Consider the following 14,524-nt stretch of genomic DNA (forward strand, 5'->3'; position numbering starts at 1 on the left):
TCATAATGAATACAAAAACATACTCGTGTATTATTGTAGATGATGAACCCGCGGCAATTCAGCGGTTAAAGGAACTGGTGAGTGATTTTCCTTCTACATTCAGGATAGCCGGTACAACTCAAAATGCAGTGGAAGCCATCGATTTAATAAATTCGCTTGAACCGGATTTAATTTTTCTTGACATCCAAATGCCTGAAATAACAGGTTTTGATCTGATTAAAGCATTACAAAAGATTCCGTTGATTGTATTTTGTACCGCCTACGACCAGTATGCATTGAAAGCATTTGAGACCAACAGCATTGATTATCTGCTTAAACCGGTCAAAAAAGAGCGCTTAGAACAAACTGTAAAAAAACTAAATTCACTCACTTCTCAACCGGACAGAAACGAATTAATGAAACTGCTGGAACAGATATCCGCCGTTTCACCTAAAAAGGAAATGACTTCCATTACCGTACGTCAGAATAACAAAATTCAGTTTTACAGGTTAAGCGATATTGCATATTTCAAAGCCGCGGATAAATATGTAAGCTTATATCTAAAAAACGGTGAAGAAAAAATAATTGAGAAATCGCTCGTTCAGCTGGATCAGGATCTTCCTGAAAATTTTCTGAGAGTCCACCGTTCTTTTATCATCAATAAGCATTATGTGCAGGAAGTACAGGTGCACTTTAACAGCCGGTATGCCATTTTAATGAATGATAACCCAAAAACAAAGATTATTTCCGGCCGAAGTTTTCAAACACAGATTAAATCCTGGATGAATTATTGATGTCAACCAAAATTCCCCTTCATTTCCAACGAAAGAGGATTTTATGCTGTCGGACTGCTAAGAATAGCGAATATCCACACTGAAGATGTTGCTGATATAAACGTCAAAATTTTCATTCAGTTTCAACTCCCATTGTCTTAATTTATATCGCATTTAACCTTCTTATTTCCAACAACAAAACCTGAATAAAATATTATCGTTCAACAAAATTGTCTTAATTTTATATACCTCAAAAAATGTACTCACTTTAAACTCTCTAATATAACTTCAAATGAAAAAGTCACAGAACCGTAAGCCATTAAGAGTAATTATCATCCTATTGTTCAGCTGTTCCTTTATTGGTCTTCAATCACAGGTTACAACAAGTGAAGCACCCCATACGCCTGCCGTGTTTATAGGAGTTGGAGGCGGACTAAATGAAATGGGTATTCTGGGACTCGCCATGGAACTTCCTGTAGGCGGAAAGAATTCATTTGGTGCCTCCGCCGGAATTGGTAGCTGGGGCTATAAATTGCGTGGCAGTCTGAACTTTTATACAAAAGAAGCCGGCTATAAATCATGCTTTAGTCTTGGCGTCAGCTATGCAACCGGAATGGACAACTTTACAAGCGAATTACCGGTTGAACCGGATGATGAAATGGTTGAACTGGAAATGGATCTTCTTCCGGTTTTGAGTATCGATTTGGTTTACTCCTATAATATCAGAGTTGGAAAATCATCCAAGGTCGTATTATCCTTAGGTTATTCCATCAACACAAAATCGAATGCATATACCCTGCATGACAGCTATTATCAGTTAAGTGACACAGGCAAACAGGCTATGAATTTAGCACAACCCGGAGGTCTGTTGCTTGGTTTGAAATTCATGTTCGGTGTCGGATAAAACGTTTAGAGCTACACACTATTATCTCCTCTTTAAAAGGAAGTGTCCCTTCCGATAGCTATCGGAATTATCAGGAGTGAGGATTTCTTTCAGCCCTACAGGCTGAACCACGACTCATGCCTGCAACCGGCACTGCATTTAACAGATTCATCGGATGACTCGGAGTCATCCGATGAATTTACTCTGGATTTCGCCCTTAATACTTTTACTCCGGTGCATTGCACCTGACTTTTGCTACGAGTCTGTTGGACCGAAACGTAACAACTTTGCAGGTTAAACCAAAGGCTAAAAGCCTTAGCGATTTCAGCCTGACATGCAATGTCAGGCTGATGAGCAAAGCAAATACCCACACTGAAGGTGTGAATGCATAAATCCGGGCCTCGATAAATTGCATTTTCATAAAATATTAACCAATTTTATACAGATATATACCAATTGTGTTTGATACTCTGACATGCAGTAAAAAAATGGATGAATTCAAAGAATCAACTTTATAATACAAGAGTTGAGATAAAGGACTAACAATAAAAACTAAATAAACATGAGCACAGGCAAGAAATCGTTTTTTGGTGTTATAAAATCTTTTAAAGGAGGATTCTGGATTGCAAGCATGATGGAACTACTTGAGCGTTGGGCCTGGTACGGACTATTTGCAGTTCTGGCACTTTATTTAACCGGATCAACAGACGAAGGTGGACTGGGACTTTCACATATTGAGAAAGGACAAATCATGGGAATTGTAACTGCAATTCTGTATTTATTGCCATTGTTTACCGGGGTCATAGCAGATAAAATTGGTTATAAGATATCGTTAATAATCGCGTATGTATTATTGATTTCCGGATATTATGTAATGGGCGAAGTGCAATCATATGCCATGGTTTTTATTGTGTTTTTGTGGGTAGCTGTAGGGGCTGCCATGTTTAAACCTGTTGCGTCTGCTATTGTAACCAAAAACACCGATGAGTCTAATTCTACCCTGGGTTTTGGGATTTTTTACATGATGGTCAATATCGGTGGCTTTGTAGGACCAGCTCTCTCATCAACCCTGCGTACTCAATTTGGTTGGAAATTAATATTTATTCAGGCAGCTACTGTTATTGCATTAAACCTGGTAATCGTTTTACTTTTTTATAAAGAAAAGGACAGGGAGAAAAATACAGAAACAATCTCAGAAGCCATTAAAAGTTCCCTGGTTAAAATCTGGGAAGCCGTTAAAGACAGCCGTCTTTCCGTTTTGCTTATTATCATGGTTGGTTTCTGGACAATGTTTAATCAACTGTTCTATACCCTGCCAACTTTTATTGAAGATTGGGTTAATACCAAAGCACTGCATGACTCGATTGCACAGATCTCTCCATGGATTGCCAACGCCATGAGCGGAGGCGGTGATTCAGTTAAACCGGAGATGCTAATTAACCTGGATGCAGGCTCTATCATATTGTTCCAGTTAATCGTATCGTATTTTGTGTTAAAAATGCGTCATGTAAGTGCAATGATAACGGGATTTTTTATTGCCGCAATAGGGATTGGGATTACATTCTATACAGGGAATGGTTTTTATACCATACTGGGAATAATGATTTTTGCCATTGGGGAAATGATGACGAATCCAACATTCTCCTCATTTATCGCATTGATATCTCCAAAAGGAAAAGAAGCCTTGTATCAGGGTACTTATTTCCTGCCGGTTTTTCTGGGTAATTTCTTAACAACATTTGTTTCAGGTAATCTTTACGAGGCATGGTCTGATAAATTAAGCTTGCTGCAATCAGAAGTGGCAAACAGAGGGATTGCTATGCCCGAAATAACCCAGACTTTTACAAAAAACGATTACTTCGCATCCGCTTCTCAGAAACTGGGAATGACACAAAATGAAATGACACAATTTCTGTGGGATCACTATCAGCCAAATAAAATTTGGTATGTAATTACAGGGATTGGTATTGTTACTATCTTAGCTTTAATAATTTACGACAGATTGGTAATCAGGCCCAAAGAGGCGAAATTAAAATAAAATTCGTTTTGCGAAAAAACGAAGAATAATATCCTCGCTACGGTATATTTTTCTCCCGTCGTTTGATTTTAACGTTTAACAGATTCATCGGATGACTCGGAGTCATCCGATGAATTTACTTTGGATTTCGCCCTTAATACTTTTACTCCGGTGACTTGCACCTGACTTTTGCTACGAGTCCGTTGGACCGAAACGTAACAACTTTGCATGTTAAACCAAAGGCTGAAAGCCTTAGCGATTTCAGACTGACATGCAATGTCAGGCTGATGAGCACAGCGAATAACCACACAGAAGGTGTGATTGAACATCTAAAGTTTCATAGTTAACCATAGCGTCCTTGCTACGGCTCTGTATTGTCAGATTATTTCATGATCCCACAGTGATCCGAATTCCGAACGTAAAACCAACCGCTATGCGGTTATGTTTTTTTATTTCTGCGCAACACTGAAAATAAATTTTCGTGTTGCTTGAAATAAAAAACCCAACACATTAATGCGTTGGGTTTTACGTTCTTAGTGATTCCGGCGGGATTCGAACCCACGACCCTCTGCTTAGAAGGCAGATGCTCTATCCAGCTGAGCTACGGAACCAGTAAGTTATATTTTTAAAATCTGAATCTCTTTTCAGATGCTCTATCCTCCCGAACCTTCGGGAGAGCTACGGAACCATTCCTTGCTAAAATACTTTCGTCTAAGCATTTTTATTTGAGCGGTGCAAATATATATATTTTGAAATTGAGCACAAAGAAAAAAATCCGTTCTGTTAAACCAGTATACAATTTTCTACATTCCGGAAGGGTAAATACTGAAAAATCAAGGTTTCCCTTCAGTGATTAAAGGTAAAAAGCTTGATTCTTCATCACTTTTAATCCTGAAACGCACAAACACAACATATACCGGCAAACTTTCAACCGGTAAAACTTGTTGTGCATACATAAATTTACACACAATGAAAAAACTAACGCTTCTTTTCCTTCTGATTCTCTCACTTCCGTTACTGAACGCACAAAAGTTAAAAATACCGGTCGATACCATGGTGGTAACGCAACATACTACAACCATCAACGGGCAAAAAATGGCTTATACTGCCGTTACCGGCATGCAACCCTTGTGGGATGAAGACGGGAATCCCATAGCCACGCTCAGTTACACGTATTATAAAAAGTCCGGCGTTACCGACTACGCCAAACGTCCGCTGATGATCTCCTTTAACGGCGGTCCCGGATCAGCATCAGTATGGATGCAGATTGGGTATACGGGGCCCATGCAGCTGAATCTTGATCCGGAAGGCTACCCGGTTCAACCCTACGGCCTGCACGAAAATCCGTATTCGGTGCTCGATGTCACAGATATTCTGTATGTAAACCCGGTTCAGACGGGCTATTCCAGGCCGCTGAATGAAGCTGACAAGGAAAAGAACAACAAACTCTTTTTCGGGGTGAACGCTGACATCAAATACCTGGCTGAATGGCTGAATACCTTTGTTACGCGAAATGAACGCTGGCTATCGCCCAAATATCTTATTGGTGAAAGTTATGGCGGCACGCGTGTTTCGGGTCTGGCACTGGAACTTCAGGATAAGCAATGGATGTACCTTAACGGTGTGATCCTGGTATCACCGGCGGACTTTAACTCACTGATGACGGACCGTCCATTGGTATCTACCTTGAATTTCCCTTATTTTACAGCTGCAGCATGGTACCATAAGGTGCTTCCGGATGTATTGCAGCAAAAGACCTTAGAGGAAATTCTGCCCGAAGTGGAAGCCTTTACCCTCAATGAGCTGATGCCGGCCCTGGCCAAAGGCGGATTCATCGGTGAAACAGAAAAGAATGCCATCGCCAAAAAAATGGCTTATTATTCCGGCTTATCACAGACGTTTATTTTGCAAAACAACCTGGACATTCCCACGCCGTATTTCTGGAAAGAATTGCTGCGCGATAAAAATGGCTATTCAACCGGAAGACTGGATTCCCGTTACCTGGGACTTGATAAATCCGAAGCTGGTGACAGTCCCGATTACAACGCCGAAATGTCGGCCTGGATGCACGCTTTTACGCCTGCCCTCAATTATTACATAGCTGAAGACCTGAACTTTAAAACCGATGTCAAATACAACATGCTTGTTCCTATCAAATCATGGGATCTGCGGGAGAACCATACACGTGATCAGCTGCGCCAGGCTATGGCCAATAATCCGTATTTAAACGTCATGTTTCAGGCCGGTTATTTCGATGGTGCAACCACCTACTTTAAAACCAAATATATGATGTGGCAACTGGACCCTGCTGGTAAAATGAAAGACAGAATGTCTTTTAAAACCTACGAATGCGGGCACATGATGTACGTCAGGCAGGAAGATTTAAAGAAAGCCACCAGCGATATTCGTTCATTTATCGAAGAATCTGAGGTGAATAAAAAACCGGCAAAATACTGAAATACATCATAGTCATCAGAATTTCTTCAGAGCATTATTCACACTTTAATTATTAATTATATCATTCCAAATCAAGAACTAAATATTTATTATATCATTGTTTAATATTATTAAAACATATTAATTACAATATTTTAATATTTTAGTACGTATATACCTGATCTCATTTGTCTTTAGAATGTAATTAACGTAAACCGGATTGCCATGTTTAAAAAGACAACGTATTGGGGTTTAGCACTTGTTTTCATGGGATTAAGCTTTGTTTCCTGTGATAAAAACCTGGAGAATTACAGTCCTTCCACCAGCAAGCTAAAAGTCACACTCGCTGACTCACCCGGAGATTACGAAGCCGTTTATGTAGATATCCAGGGCATCATGGTCCATTCAGTCACCGAAGCCGATTCGGGATGGATAACACTACCGGATATTCAGGCAGGAATATACGACCTTCTGAAACTGACCAACGGTGTGGATACCCTTCTGGGAGAGAATGAAATTCCCTCGGGTTATCTGTCACAAATCAGGTTACTATTAGGTCCTGATAATTACCTGGTTACAGACGGAGACTCCATCCATATGGATACTCCGGGTGCACAACAGTCCGGTTTAAAACTTGATATCGATCAGTTTCTCGAACCTGATCTTACCTACCATATTGTACTGGATTTTGATGCAGCTAAATCTGTGATCTCTGCCGGAAACTCCGGTAAATACATATTAAAACCTGTTTTAAGAACACTGATGGAGCAAACCACCGGAACGCTGAAGGGCCGCTTGCAACCGGATTCAGTTATCTATGCAGTTTATGCGGTTTTAAATGGTGACAGCATCAGTACCTTCACCGATACGAATGGTGAATTTATCATTAAAGGGCTCTCACCGGAAATCTATTCTGTATACATTGATCCCGGAGCCTCTTCCGGATTAAACGACACCTTGCTGCCCACTGTAGGTGTGGATAAAGGTATTGTTACCGATCTGGGTCTTGTTGAAATATCTATACACTAAAATTCAGAGTGTTTTAAACTAAAAGTAAGATAAACAGCCCCGGCAGATTAATTCTGCCAGGAAAACCCCCTCTTTGGCATTCCCCTTATTAGCAGTTTTACAGTTTCTGTTAATGAGGGGAACCTTTTTATTCAGAATGTGATAACCTCATCATTTAATAATATTTAATATCCTCAGGTGAACATTAGCACTGCATTTTTTGTATTAGCTCATTAAACGTGTTATATCATAAAATACAGAAATATGGAAAAAATGGATATAAAGAATCCCGTACTGGTCACTGGTGCTACAGGGTATGTAGCCGGGTGGCTGGTTAAACGTTTACTTGAGGTCGGCCTTACAGTTCATGCAGCAGTCAGAAATCCGTCGGACAAAAGCAAACTGGCTCACCTTGACGACCTTGCCAAAAATTCCCCCGGTAAAATAAAGTATTTTAAATCCGATCTGCTTGAACCCGGTTCCTATGCAGAAGCAATGAAAGGCTGTGCCGTGGTTTTCCATACCGCATCTCCCTTTACAAGCAATGTTAATGATCCACAAAAACAACTGATTGATCCGGCAGTTAAAGGAACAGTAAATGTGTTGGAGCAGGCCGGTAAAACGCCTTCGGTAAAACGGGTGGTTGTCACCAGCAGTTGTGCAGCAATATATACTGATGCCATTGATTGTCAGCGTGCTCCGGATGGGGTTCTGACCGAAGAAGTATGGAATACCACCGCATCACTGGACTATCAGCCTTACTCCTATTCTAAAACACTGGCAGAGAAGAAAGCCTGGGAAATTTACAAAAAGCAGAACCAGTGGGAACTGGTAACCATTAATCCTAGTTTTGTACTGGGGCCTGCCCTGAATCCGGATACCGTCACCTCTGAGAGTTACAACATTCTGAAACAACTTGGTGATGGCACCATGAAAATGGGCGCTCCACGCATGGGTATTGGTGTGGTAGATGTAAGAGATGTGGCTGAAGCACATTTTCAGGCCGGCTTTAACCCGAATGCCAAAGGCCGGTATATTACCTCCGGACATAATTCAGATATTCTGGATATGGCATTGACGCTTATCCCGAAATACGGTGATAAATATCCGATACCTAAAAAACCACTGCCAAAATGGTTGCTGCTACTTGTGGGTCCGTTTGTGAATAAGCTGTTTTCGAGACGTTACGTCAGAAATAATGTGAATGTACCGTTTAAAGCCGATAATACAAAAATAAAACGAGACCTGGGCATTAAATTCCGTTCCGTAAAGGAAACCATGGAAGATTCATTTCAATTGATGATTGATTCCGGTATGATTAAAAAAGCGTCATAGATATCATACAAAAGAGGATCAGGCATTAAACTTCTTTTGGGTAAGCGATAAATCCTTCCCGAATTTAAAACGTGGAGGTAGGTGAAAAGTGGTTAAAAAAGGTCTATACTTTAAGGCAAAAAGATCTTTTTACTGACTACTTTTTACCTTTGACTTTCAATTAAATATTCTTTTTCAGCTCGTCTATCCTTTCTTCGGTTGTTTTTATGCTGGTTTCAAGCTGACGCATTTCTGTAATGACTTCTGATAATCCATAGGCATTACGCACCGCTTCTTTATCGTATTTTTCAAGTACGATATAATATGGTTTTCCACCTTTATACATGGCCTTTAATCGTTTTTCAGCATTGTTTGCAATAAACAGGGCTGCACCGTTATCATATTCCCCCTTATAGTTTACACTCTCCCACTTTTCTTCTCCATCCTCAAAACGCCGGTTATTGATTCCAACAGGAACAGGAAGTGTTTCAGCATATATGCCCTCATCATAAATTTTAACCGCATCATGATTGATAAAGCTGTTACCATGATATTTACTTTCAATGTAAAAATCACCGTTTTCATCTACCACTGCTTTTATAAAGGTCCGGTCATATGAATTGGCTACCTGCTGCCGCTTGTGCACATAGGTACCCACGTAGCCCTCACCGGGTCCCGGTTTAAAAACAAAGTTCTTTTTAAGATCTTCAAAATCCTTTTTACGCACAATCATCATGCTGTCATAAAATGCCAGGCTGCTCATCTGCTCTTTCAGTTCAACCCTGTTCAGTAATTTGCGCCCCTCTTCAATTTTTCCTTTCTCCCCCGGAAACTCCTCACTCAGGGTATCAATCACCAGTTTGGCTTTGTTAAACTGATTACTATCCAGTAAGTGAATAGCATAATCCAGTTTTTTCTGCGCCAACTCCTGATCCGACGGGCCGCATGAAGACATGAGAATGACAAGCACTAAAAGTAAAAACGGAGAAATATATTTCATAATGTAAATCTGTTTCTGCAAAAGTAACGAAATATTCCCTACTAAATTATATGAACTTAGTTGTAAGTAATAAGTTGTAAGTTGTTAGTTATAAGTTAAAGCTACCCCCTCACGAAATACGGCCAACGATTCAGGGTTACCGGGTGACGGGTTACAGGTGACGGGTTACACGTGACGGGTTACAAATGACGGGTTACAGGTGAAGAATTAGGGATGAACAGTTAAACAACGAAGTATTAACCTAAAACGGTCAACTTATTTTGGGAATCCACATGTGTTTTGATCCTTGTGTCTTGAATCTTGTGTCTTGATTCTTGCGTCTTGATTCTTGTGTCTTACATCTTGTGTCTAGATTCTTGTGTCTTGTATCTATAAATTACTATCTTTATATCCCACTAAAACAATATGATATGAAGACACTGACCTCACTTTTCATCCTGATTATCACGTTTTTTTCAGCCAGTGCACAAATCTATCAATGGCGGGGAACCCATCGTGATGGTATTTATCCTGATAAAAACCTGGCCAGTCAGTGGGATTCTGTTCCACCGCTTGTAATGACCATCGAAGGCTGCGGTTTAGGTTATGGATCTCCAACGATAACTCCTGACGGCATTTTTGTGGCAGGTATGATCGATACTACAGGTTATGTGTTTGCTTATAGTCCCGAAGGAGAAAAAATGTGGCAGACAGCCTATGGTCCGGAATATACCAACCGGTTTCTGGGTTCACGGGGAACGCCGACCATAGAAGATGGAAAGCTTTATTATTCGGGTACGTTTGGGGATGTTATATGTGTGAATGTAAAGAACGGGAAAGTACTCTGGCATAAAAATATATTTGAACTTTACGGTGGCGAACCCATCAAGTGGGGTTACACGGAATCGCCCCTGATCTACGGGGACAAACTGATTCTGACACCCGGTGGCAACGGCTACAACGTGGTGGCTTTATCTAAAAAGAGCGGTGAACTTATATGGACCAGTCCGATAGAAAATACAACCAATGCCTACTGTTCTCCGGTTCTGATCCGGCATCAGAACATGGACCTTATCATGATGAATACCAGCAACAATCTGCTGATGCTAAAGCCCGAAGATGGATCTGTTTATATTAAACATGGATTAACAGACCGGAGAGGCAATCATCCAATGGCACCAATGTATGCTGATAACCAAGTGTTTTATTCTTCCGGCTACGGTGAAGGTTCTGTCATGTTTAACACCGATGATGTAAATCACAAACTGGATACATTGTGGCAAAATTCAGATTTTGACTGCAAATTAAGTGGTATGATAATCGTTGACGGAACAATATTCGGCACCTCCGACAGGAAGAAACAATGGATGGGCGTGGATTGGAATAGTGGCGAAACTCTCTTTGAAAGCCGCGACCTCAAACCAGGATCATTTGTTATGGCAGATGGAAAATTCTTTATGTTTACCGAAACCGGTGAAGTGGCTCTGGCCATACCGGACAAAAACGGATTTACCATCAAAAGCCGTTTTATGATTCCTGCGGAAAATATTATTTACGCCTTTGCACATCCGGTAATCGATCATAAAAAACTATTTATCCGGTATAACGATCGGATCTGGATTCACGATGTAACTAATTAGGAATTACAATAGTTCGGTTAAAGCTTCGGAAATTCTGATTATAGTAAAATGAAGTGAAGAATCATTAAGGAAAATTGATTTTTTGCCGGTCAACAATGAATAGGAATTATAACTTATGACTTTCGGCAGTTATTATCTGATCGATTCACGATTCACTGCTCACGACTTTTTAAGGTTTTTCAGTATCTCATCTACCTGCTTAATGACCGAATGCTCATCATCGGCATAGACGATATAATCGGAAAGTTCAATTTTTTTCTTATCCGGCCACTGATTATTCATTCTTTTCAGCACCTCATCTCTTGTAAGATGATCACGATGAATAACTCTTTTGATACGGGTTTCTAGTGGTGCTGTCACACAAATCACACGATCCACGGTTAAATGTCCGTCGCTTTCAAATAAAATGGCAGCTTCTTTAAACACAATTCCGGAAGTCTGTTCTGCGCTCCAGCGCTCAAAATCCCTGTATACTGCGGGATGCACATAATGCTCCATTTGCTTCAAGAGATCCGGATCGGAAAACACTTTTGCCGCAACCAGTTTTCGGTTCAGTTCACCGGTAACATAAACTTCAGCGCCAAACAGGCCGATAATCTGTTGCTTCAGATGATCATCGTGATTCATCAGGTATTTAGCGCGGCTGTCTGCATTGTAAACCGGATAACCGAACAACTGTATGATTTTGGAGACTGTACTTTTACCACCCCCAATTCCACCGGTGATGCCTACCTTTAACATACCTATTGTTTTAGTTCCAAAAGGTAATCAATTTTTTCCGGTATCAGGCGAACATTTGTTATCCAGTTTTGATCTGTAGAGTACGAAAGGGGGACATTACCGGAAACCTTACCCTCTACGGAAGGATAATCAATAAATACCTCAAAATCCTTTTCTGTGACACTCGGGAAGTGGCTAATTCCGACAAAGAAGGATATTTTCACATTGGACGGAAAGGTCCTCAACCGCAGTGAATCCGGAAAATCTTTTGCCAGTACTGGTACATCGAGTACTTTCTCGGTGAACATTTCCACTGGAATTTCCACATTAACTCGTTTATCAGCTATTTCAACACCATCAATATCCTTTAATCCAATATTCCGGCGCAAGGTATCCTGTAAATTTTTAAAATCCTGATAATTGGTATAGACCGCCTCAATCGTATCCACAATACGGCCTGCCCCGAAAATGGAAACCGAGTCGGGTGTAAACGTAATATTACCGGATATAAGACGCTGCCGTCCCGGCGTTACATTGGCCAGAAGCCGCACCGGCACTTTTTTTCTAACCTGATTACTGAAAATGATATGCAGGGTATCAGGATGTATAGACTTCAGTTGTGTAGTGGATGCAAGGGCATGTTCTATCTGACTCTCATAATCCCTGGTCAACACAAAATAGTGTCCGTTTGATAACTTTCGGTCCTTTCGGCTGATCACATTATCCAGGTTTATGGTCAGTGATTTAATATTTGGGGTCAGCATATTCTGCAGCAACTGAAATCCTGCGTCATGAACGCTTAACGTTATCGAAGAAGGCAGCTGTTTTTCGAAGATTACACCGCGGGGTTTATTGGTAAACCTCACCGCAAAATCAATATCCGTGTCATAAGGTTTACTTAATGATTTCAACAACCAAAAAATAAAAGACAACACAAAAAAGGCCATGAATACCAGGTAATCCCGCTTAAGCCTGAAATGCCTGAACCGTTCAGCAAACTTTTTAAAAAAACTGTTTATTTGAGCCAATATATCCCTGGTAGTTGTCATGATGTAAATCGTTGTTCAAAAATAGCAATTTTTATCATTCAGACCTTATTATCATAGAAAGCCTTCATAGTTGCAACTGCTGGTTTTAAACCACACAAAGTTTTTAGGCGGGTTTCATTTTCGAAATGCTATTCAGCTGTATCTTTAACTTTAGTGCTTAAGCTTCAAAAAATATATGTTTACAGGCGTAAAAAAAGGCATCCTTCTGATGACGGATGCCTTTCCAAGTATTTTATCGTGCGCTTACCGTTGTGCCATATCAGCACCAGTCTGAAATACAGAAGCTTTTTCTACAGTAACCTTAACACCTTCAGCAATTTCAACTACAACTGAAGTGTCTTTCATATCTTTTATTTTACCATGCAGTCCACCGGCCGTAACAATTTTGTCACCTACTTTCATGGCTTCACGAAATTTCTTCACCTCTTTCTGACGTTTCATCTGAGGACGGATCATGAAAAAGTATAATACAACGAAAACGAGTACCATCATGAAGATGCCGCTCATTGGATTCCCGGCTGCTCCGGAGGCACCACCTGTCTGGAGAAAAATCCCTAATTGAGTCATAATCAGTTTAATTTATTTGATTTCTTTTAATTTCTGCAAAGGTAGTATATATTTTATTCCATCAAACCCCTGCCTGTCTTTTTTATCTTTCCTGTGCTGATGTAAGACTTTATGATCTTATCCAGCACCCCGTTAATGAAAACACTGCTCTTGTGGGTGCTGTACATTTTTGATATTTCGATAAACTCGTTAATGCTAACCTTTACCGGTATATTTGAAAACTCCACTGCTTCGGCAATACTTACCTGCATGATTAGCATGTCCATAAAAGCCAGTCTGTCCACATCCCAGTTCTGAACGGTATTGCTGATATCTTCCTGGTAATCTTTGGCGTTTAATATCGCCTGACGAAGCAGAATCTTAACGTAATCCAGATCTTCAAGATCCTTAAATATTGGCAGCAGCTCCTGACGATTACCTTTGGCAGGGTCAAATTTCTTGATGGTCTTCTGCACCATACTCAGAATCAGCTCAGCATCATCATTCCAGTAAATACTGATCTCCTCAAGGGCGTTCCCCAGCTCTTCACTGTCTGTAATTATTTTCTTAAACAGTTTTACCCAAAGGGTTTTATCGTCTTCGTAAGATGGTTCCTTCAATGCCATGAAATCATTGTAATACTCACTTTCCCTGATTTCATGAAACAGGTTTTTTATCAGTTCAGGATAGTTAACCCACGACAGTTTTTTGGTATTGATGAAACGGGTAAATGTTTCATTCTCCCTGAGCTGATTGACAAATTTATTATCTATGAAATTGGTATTCGGATTCAGGTCTTCATGTGAAGGAAGTTTCTTCGACCTGTTCTGTTCTATTTTCCGTTCAGCGTAGATGGTGATTTCGATAATAAGTTGCAGGAAATAGTAATACAACTCGTGTGTTTTATCAATGCTGAACAACAACTCTTTTTCGGCATCTGCTATCGATTTGTCCTCAGACTGATAATATGCATACAACACCTGGACAACCTTGATACGCAACAACCTCCTGTTAATCATAATATTATAAAAGAACTAATGTTATTAATCGCTGCAAATTTACTTCAATTTTCCAAGCACACAAGACCGAAAATCACATTTTTATCATTTTATTCCGCTAAAAGACCTGTCGAAAAGCGATATTTTCTATGATGATTTTATTAATTTAGTGTAGAATTTTG

General features: G+C 40.2%; 12 protein-coding genes and 1 tRNA gene. 7 read left to right on the forward strand and 6 right to left on the reverse strand.

What is annotated here, in order from left to right:
• Positions 1-5 precede the first annotated feature (5 nt).
• The 3 genes from ACE1EF_RS04905 (at position 6) to ACE1EF_RS04915 (ending at position 3,673) form a co-directional block, all read left to right on the forward strand.
• Entirely contained in the window at positions 6-773 is a 768-nt protein-coding gene (locus tag ACE1EF_RS04905; protein ID WP_375719505.1) for a LytR/AlgR family response regulator transcription factor, read from the forward strand.
• Positions 774-1,044: 271 nt separating this feature from the next.
• A complete protein-coding gene (locus ACE1EF_RS04910; protein WP_375719506.1) occupies positions 1,045-1,656 on the forward strand; it encodes a hypothetical protein in 612 nt (203 codons plus the stop codon).
• Positions 1,657-2,197: 541 nt separating this feature from the next.
• Positions 2,198-3,673: an MFS transporter gene (locus ACE1EF_RS04915; RefSeq protein ID WP_375719507.1), complete on the forward strand. Its 1,476-nt coding sequence runs from the start codon at positions 2,198-2,200 to the stop codon at positions 3,671-3,673.
• A gap of 516 nt (positions 3,674-4,189) precedes the next feature.
• Here the strand turns inward: ACE1EF_RS04915 and ACE1EF_RS04920 are convergent.
• Positions 4,190-4,263 (reverse strand) — tRNA-Arg (locus ACE1EF_RS04920).
• Positions 4,264-4,621: 358 nt separating this feature from the next.
• On the opposite strand from ACE1EF_RS04920, the gene ACE1EF_RS04925 reads away from it, so the two are divergent.
• The 3 genes from ACE1EF_RS04925 (at position 4,622) to ACE1EF_RS04935 (ending at position 8,431) form a co-directional block, all read left to right on the forward strand.
• Entirely contained in the window at positions 4,622-6,109 is a 1,488-nt protein-coding gene (locus ACE1EF_RS04925) for a S10 family peptidase (protein ID WP_375719508.1), read from the forward strand.
• Between the two features lie 204 nt (positions 6,110-6,313).
• Complete coding sequence (locus tag ACE1EF_RS04930; RefSeq protein ID WP_375719509.1) at positions 6,314-7,117, forward strand: DUF4382 domain-containing protein; 804 nt, start codon at positions 6,314-6,316, stop codon at positions 7,115-7,117.
• 243 nt (positions 7,118-7,360) lie between these two features.
• Positions 7,361-8,431, forward strand: a complete 1,071-nt coding sequence (locus ACE1EF_RS04935) for an NAD-dependent epimerase/dehydratase family protein (RefSeq protein WP_375719510.1) — start codon at positions 7,361-7,363, stop codon at positions 8,429-8,431.
• 160 nt (positions 8,432-8,591) lie between these two features.
• Here ACE1EF_RS04935 and ACE1EF_RS04940 read toward each other — a convergent pair whose 3' ends face one another.
• Positions 8,592-9,410, reverse strand: coding sequence for a hypothetical protein (locus tag ACE1EF_RS04940; RefSeq protein ID WP_375719511.1), 819 nt, complete (start codon positions 9,408-9,410; stop codon positions 8,592-8,594).
• A 410-nt stretch (positions 9,411-9,820) separates the two neighbouring features.
• On the opposite strand from ACE1EF_RS04940, the gene ACE1EF_RS04945 reads away from it, so the two are divergent.
• On the forward strand, positions 9,821-11,029 hold the full coding sequence (locus ACE1EF_RS04945; protein WP_375719512.1) for an outer membrane protein assembly factor BamB family protein: 1,209 nt from the start codon (positions 9,821-9,823) through the stop codon (positions 11,027-11,029).
• A gap of 159 nt (positions 11,030-11,188) precedes the next feature.
• Here ACE1EF_RS04945 and coaE read toward each other — a convergent pair whose 3' ends face one another.
• The 4 genes from coaE to ACE1EF_RS04965 form a co-directional block, all read right to left on the reverse strand.
• Entirely contained in the window at positions 11,189-11,770 is a 582-nt protein-coding gene (gene coaE / locus ACE1EF_RS04950) for a dephospho-CoA kinase (RefSeq protein WP_375719513.1), read from the reverse strand.
• 2 nt (positions 11,771-11,772) lie between these two features.
• Positions 11,773-12,798 (reverse strand): CdaR family protein, encoded by a 1,026-nt coding sequence (locus tag ACE1EF_RS04955; RefSeq protein WP_375719514.1) that lies wholly within the window; start codon positions 12,796-12,798, stop codon positions 11,773-11,775.
• Between the two features lie 243 nt (positions 12,799-13,041).
• Positions 13,042-13,365, reverse strand: a complete 324-nt coding sequence (gene yajC / locus ACE1EF_RS04960; RefSeq protein ID WP_375719515.1) for a preprotein translocase subunit YajC — start codon at positions 13,363-13,365, stop codon at positions 13,042-13,044.
• Between the two features lie 53 nt (positions 13,366-13,418).
• Positions 13,419-14,363 (reverse strand): transcription antitermination protein NusB, encoded by a 945-nt coding sequence (locus ACE1EF_RS04965; protein ID WP_375719516.1) that lies wholly within the window; start codon positions 14,361-14,363, stop codon positions 13,419-13,421.
• Between the last annotated feature and the right edge of the window lie 161 nt (positions 14,364-14,524).

It is taken from the genome of Quyinboa sediminis (assembly GCF_042219855.1).
Taxonomy (GTDB): Bacteria; Bacteroidota; Bacteroidia; order Bacteroidales; family UBA5342; genus JBHJHP01.

What these genes read in the sequence shown, in the direction of transcription:
- ACE1EF_RS04910 (WP_375719506.1), top strand. Translation starts at nt 1,045, where the DNA reads ATGAAAAAGTCACAGAACCGTAAGCCATTAAGAGTAATTATCATCCTA.
- coaE (WP_375719513.1), bottom strand. Translation starts at nt 11,770, where the DNA reads ATGTTAAAGGTAGGCATCACCGGTGGAATTGGGGGTGGTAAAAGTACA.
- ACE1EF_RS04925 (WP_375719508.1), top strand. Translation starts at nt 4,622, where the DNA reads ATGAAAAAACTAACGCTTCTTTTCCTTCTGATTCTCTCACTTCCGTTA.
- ACE1EF_RS04955 (WP_375719514.1), bottom strand. Translation starts at nt 12,798, where the DNA reads ATGACAACTACCAGGGATATATTGGCTCAAATAAACAGTTTTTTTAAA.
- ACE1EF_RS04915 (WP_375719507.1), top strand. Translation starts at nt 2,198, where the DNA reads ATGAGCACAGGCAAGAAATCGTTTTTTGGTGTTATAAAATCTTTTAAA.
- ACE1EF_RS04940 (WP_375719511.1), bottom strand. Translation starts at nt 9,410, where the DNA reads ATGAAATATATTTCTCCGTTTTTACTTTTAGTGCTTGTCATTCTCATG.
- ACE1EF_RS04935 (WP_375719510.1), top strand. Translation starts at nt 7,361, where the DNA reads ATGGAAAAAATGGATATAAAGAATCCCGTACTGGTCACTGGTGCTACA.
- yajC (WP_375719515.1), bottom strand. Translation starts at nt 13,365, where the DNA reads ATGACTCAATTAGGGATTTTTCTCCAGACAGGTGGTGCCTCCGGAGCA.
- ACE1EF_RS04930 (WP_375719509.1), top strand. Translation starts at nt 6,314, where the DNA reads ATGTTTAAAAAGACAACGTATTGGGGTTTAGCACTTGTTTTCATGGGA.
- ACE1EF_RS04945 (WP_375719512.1), top strand. Translation starts at nt 9,821, where the DNA reads ATGAAGACACTGACCTCACTTTTCATCCTGATTATCACGTTTTTTTCA.
- ACE1EF_RS04965 (WP_375719516.1), bottom strand. Translation starts at nt 14,363, where the DNA reads ATGATTAACAGGAGGTTGTTGCGTATCAAGGTTGTCCAGGTGTTGTAT.
- ACE1EF_RS04905 (WP_375719505.1), top strand. Translation starts at nt 6, where the DNA reads ATGAATACAAAAACATACTCGTGTATTATTGTAGATGATGAACCCGCG.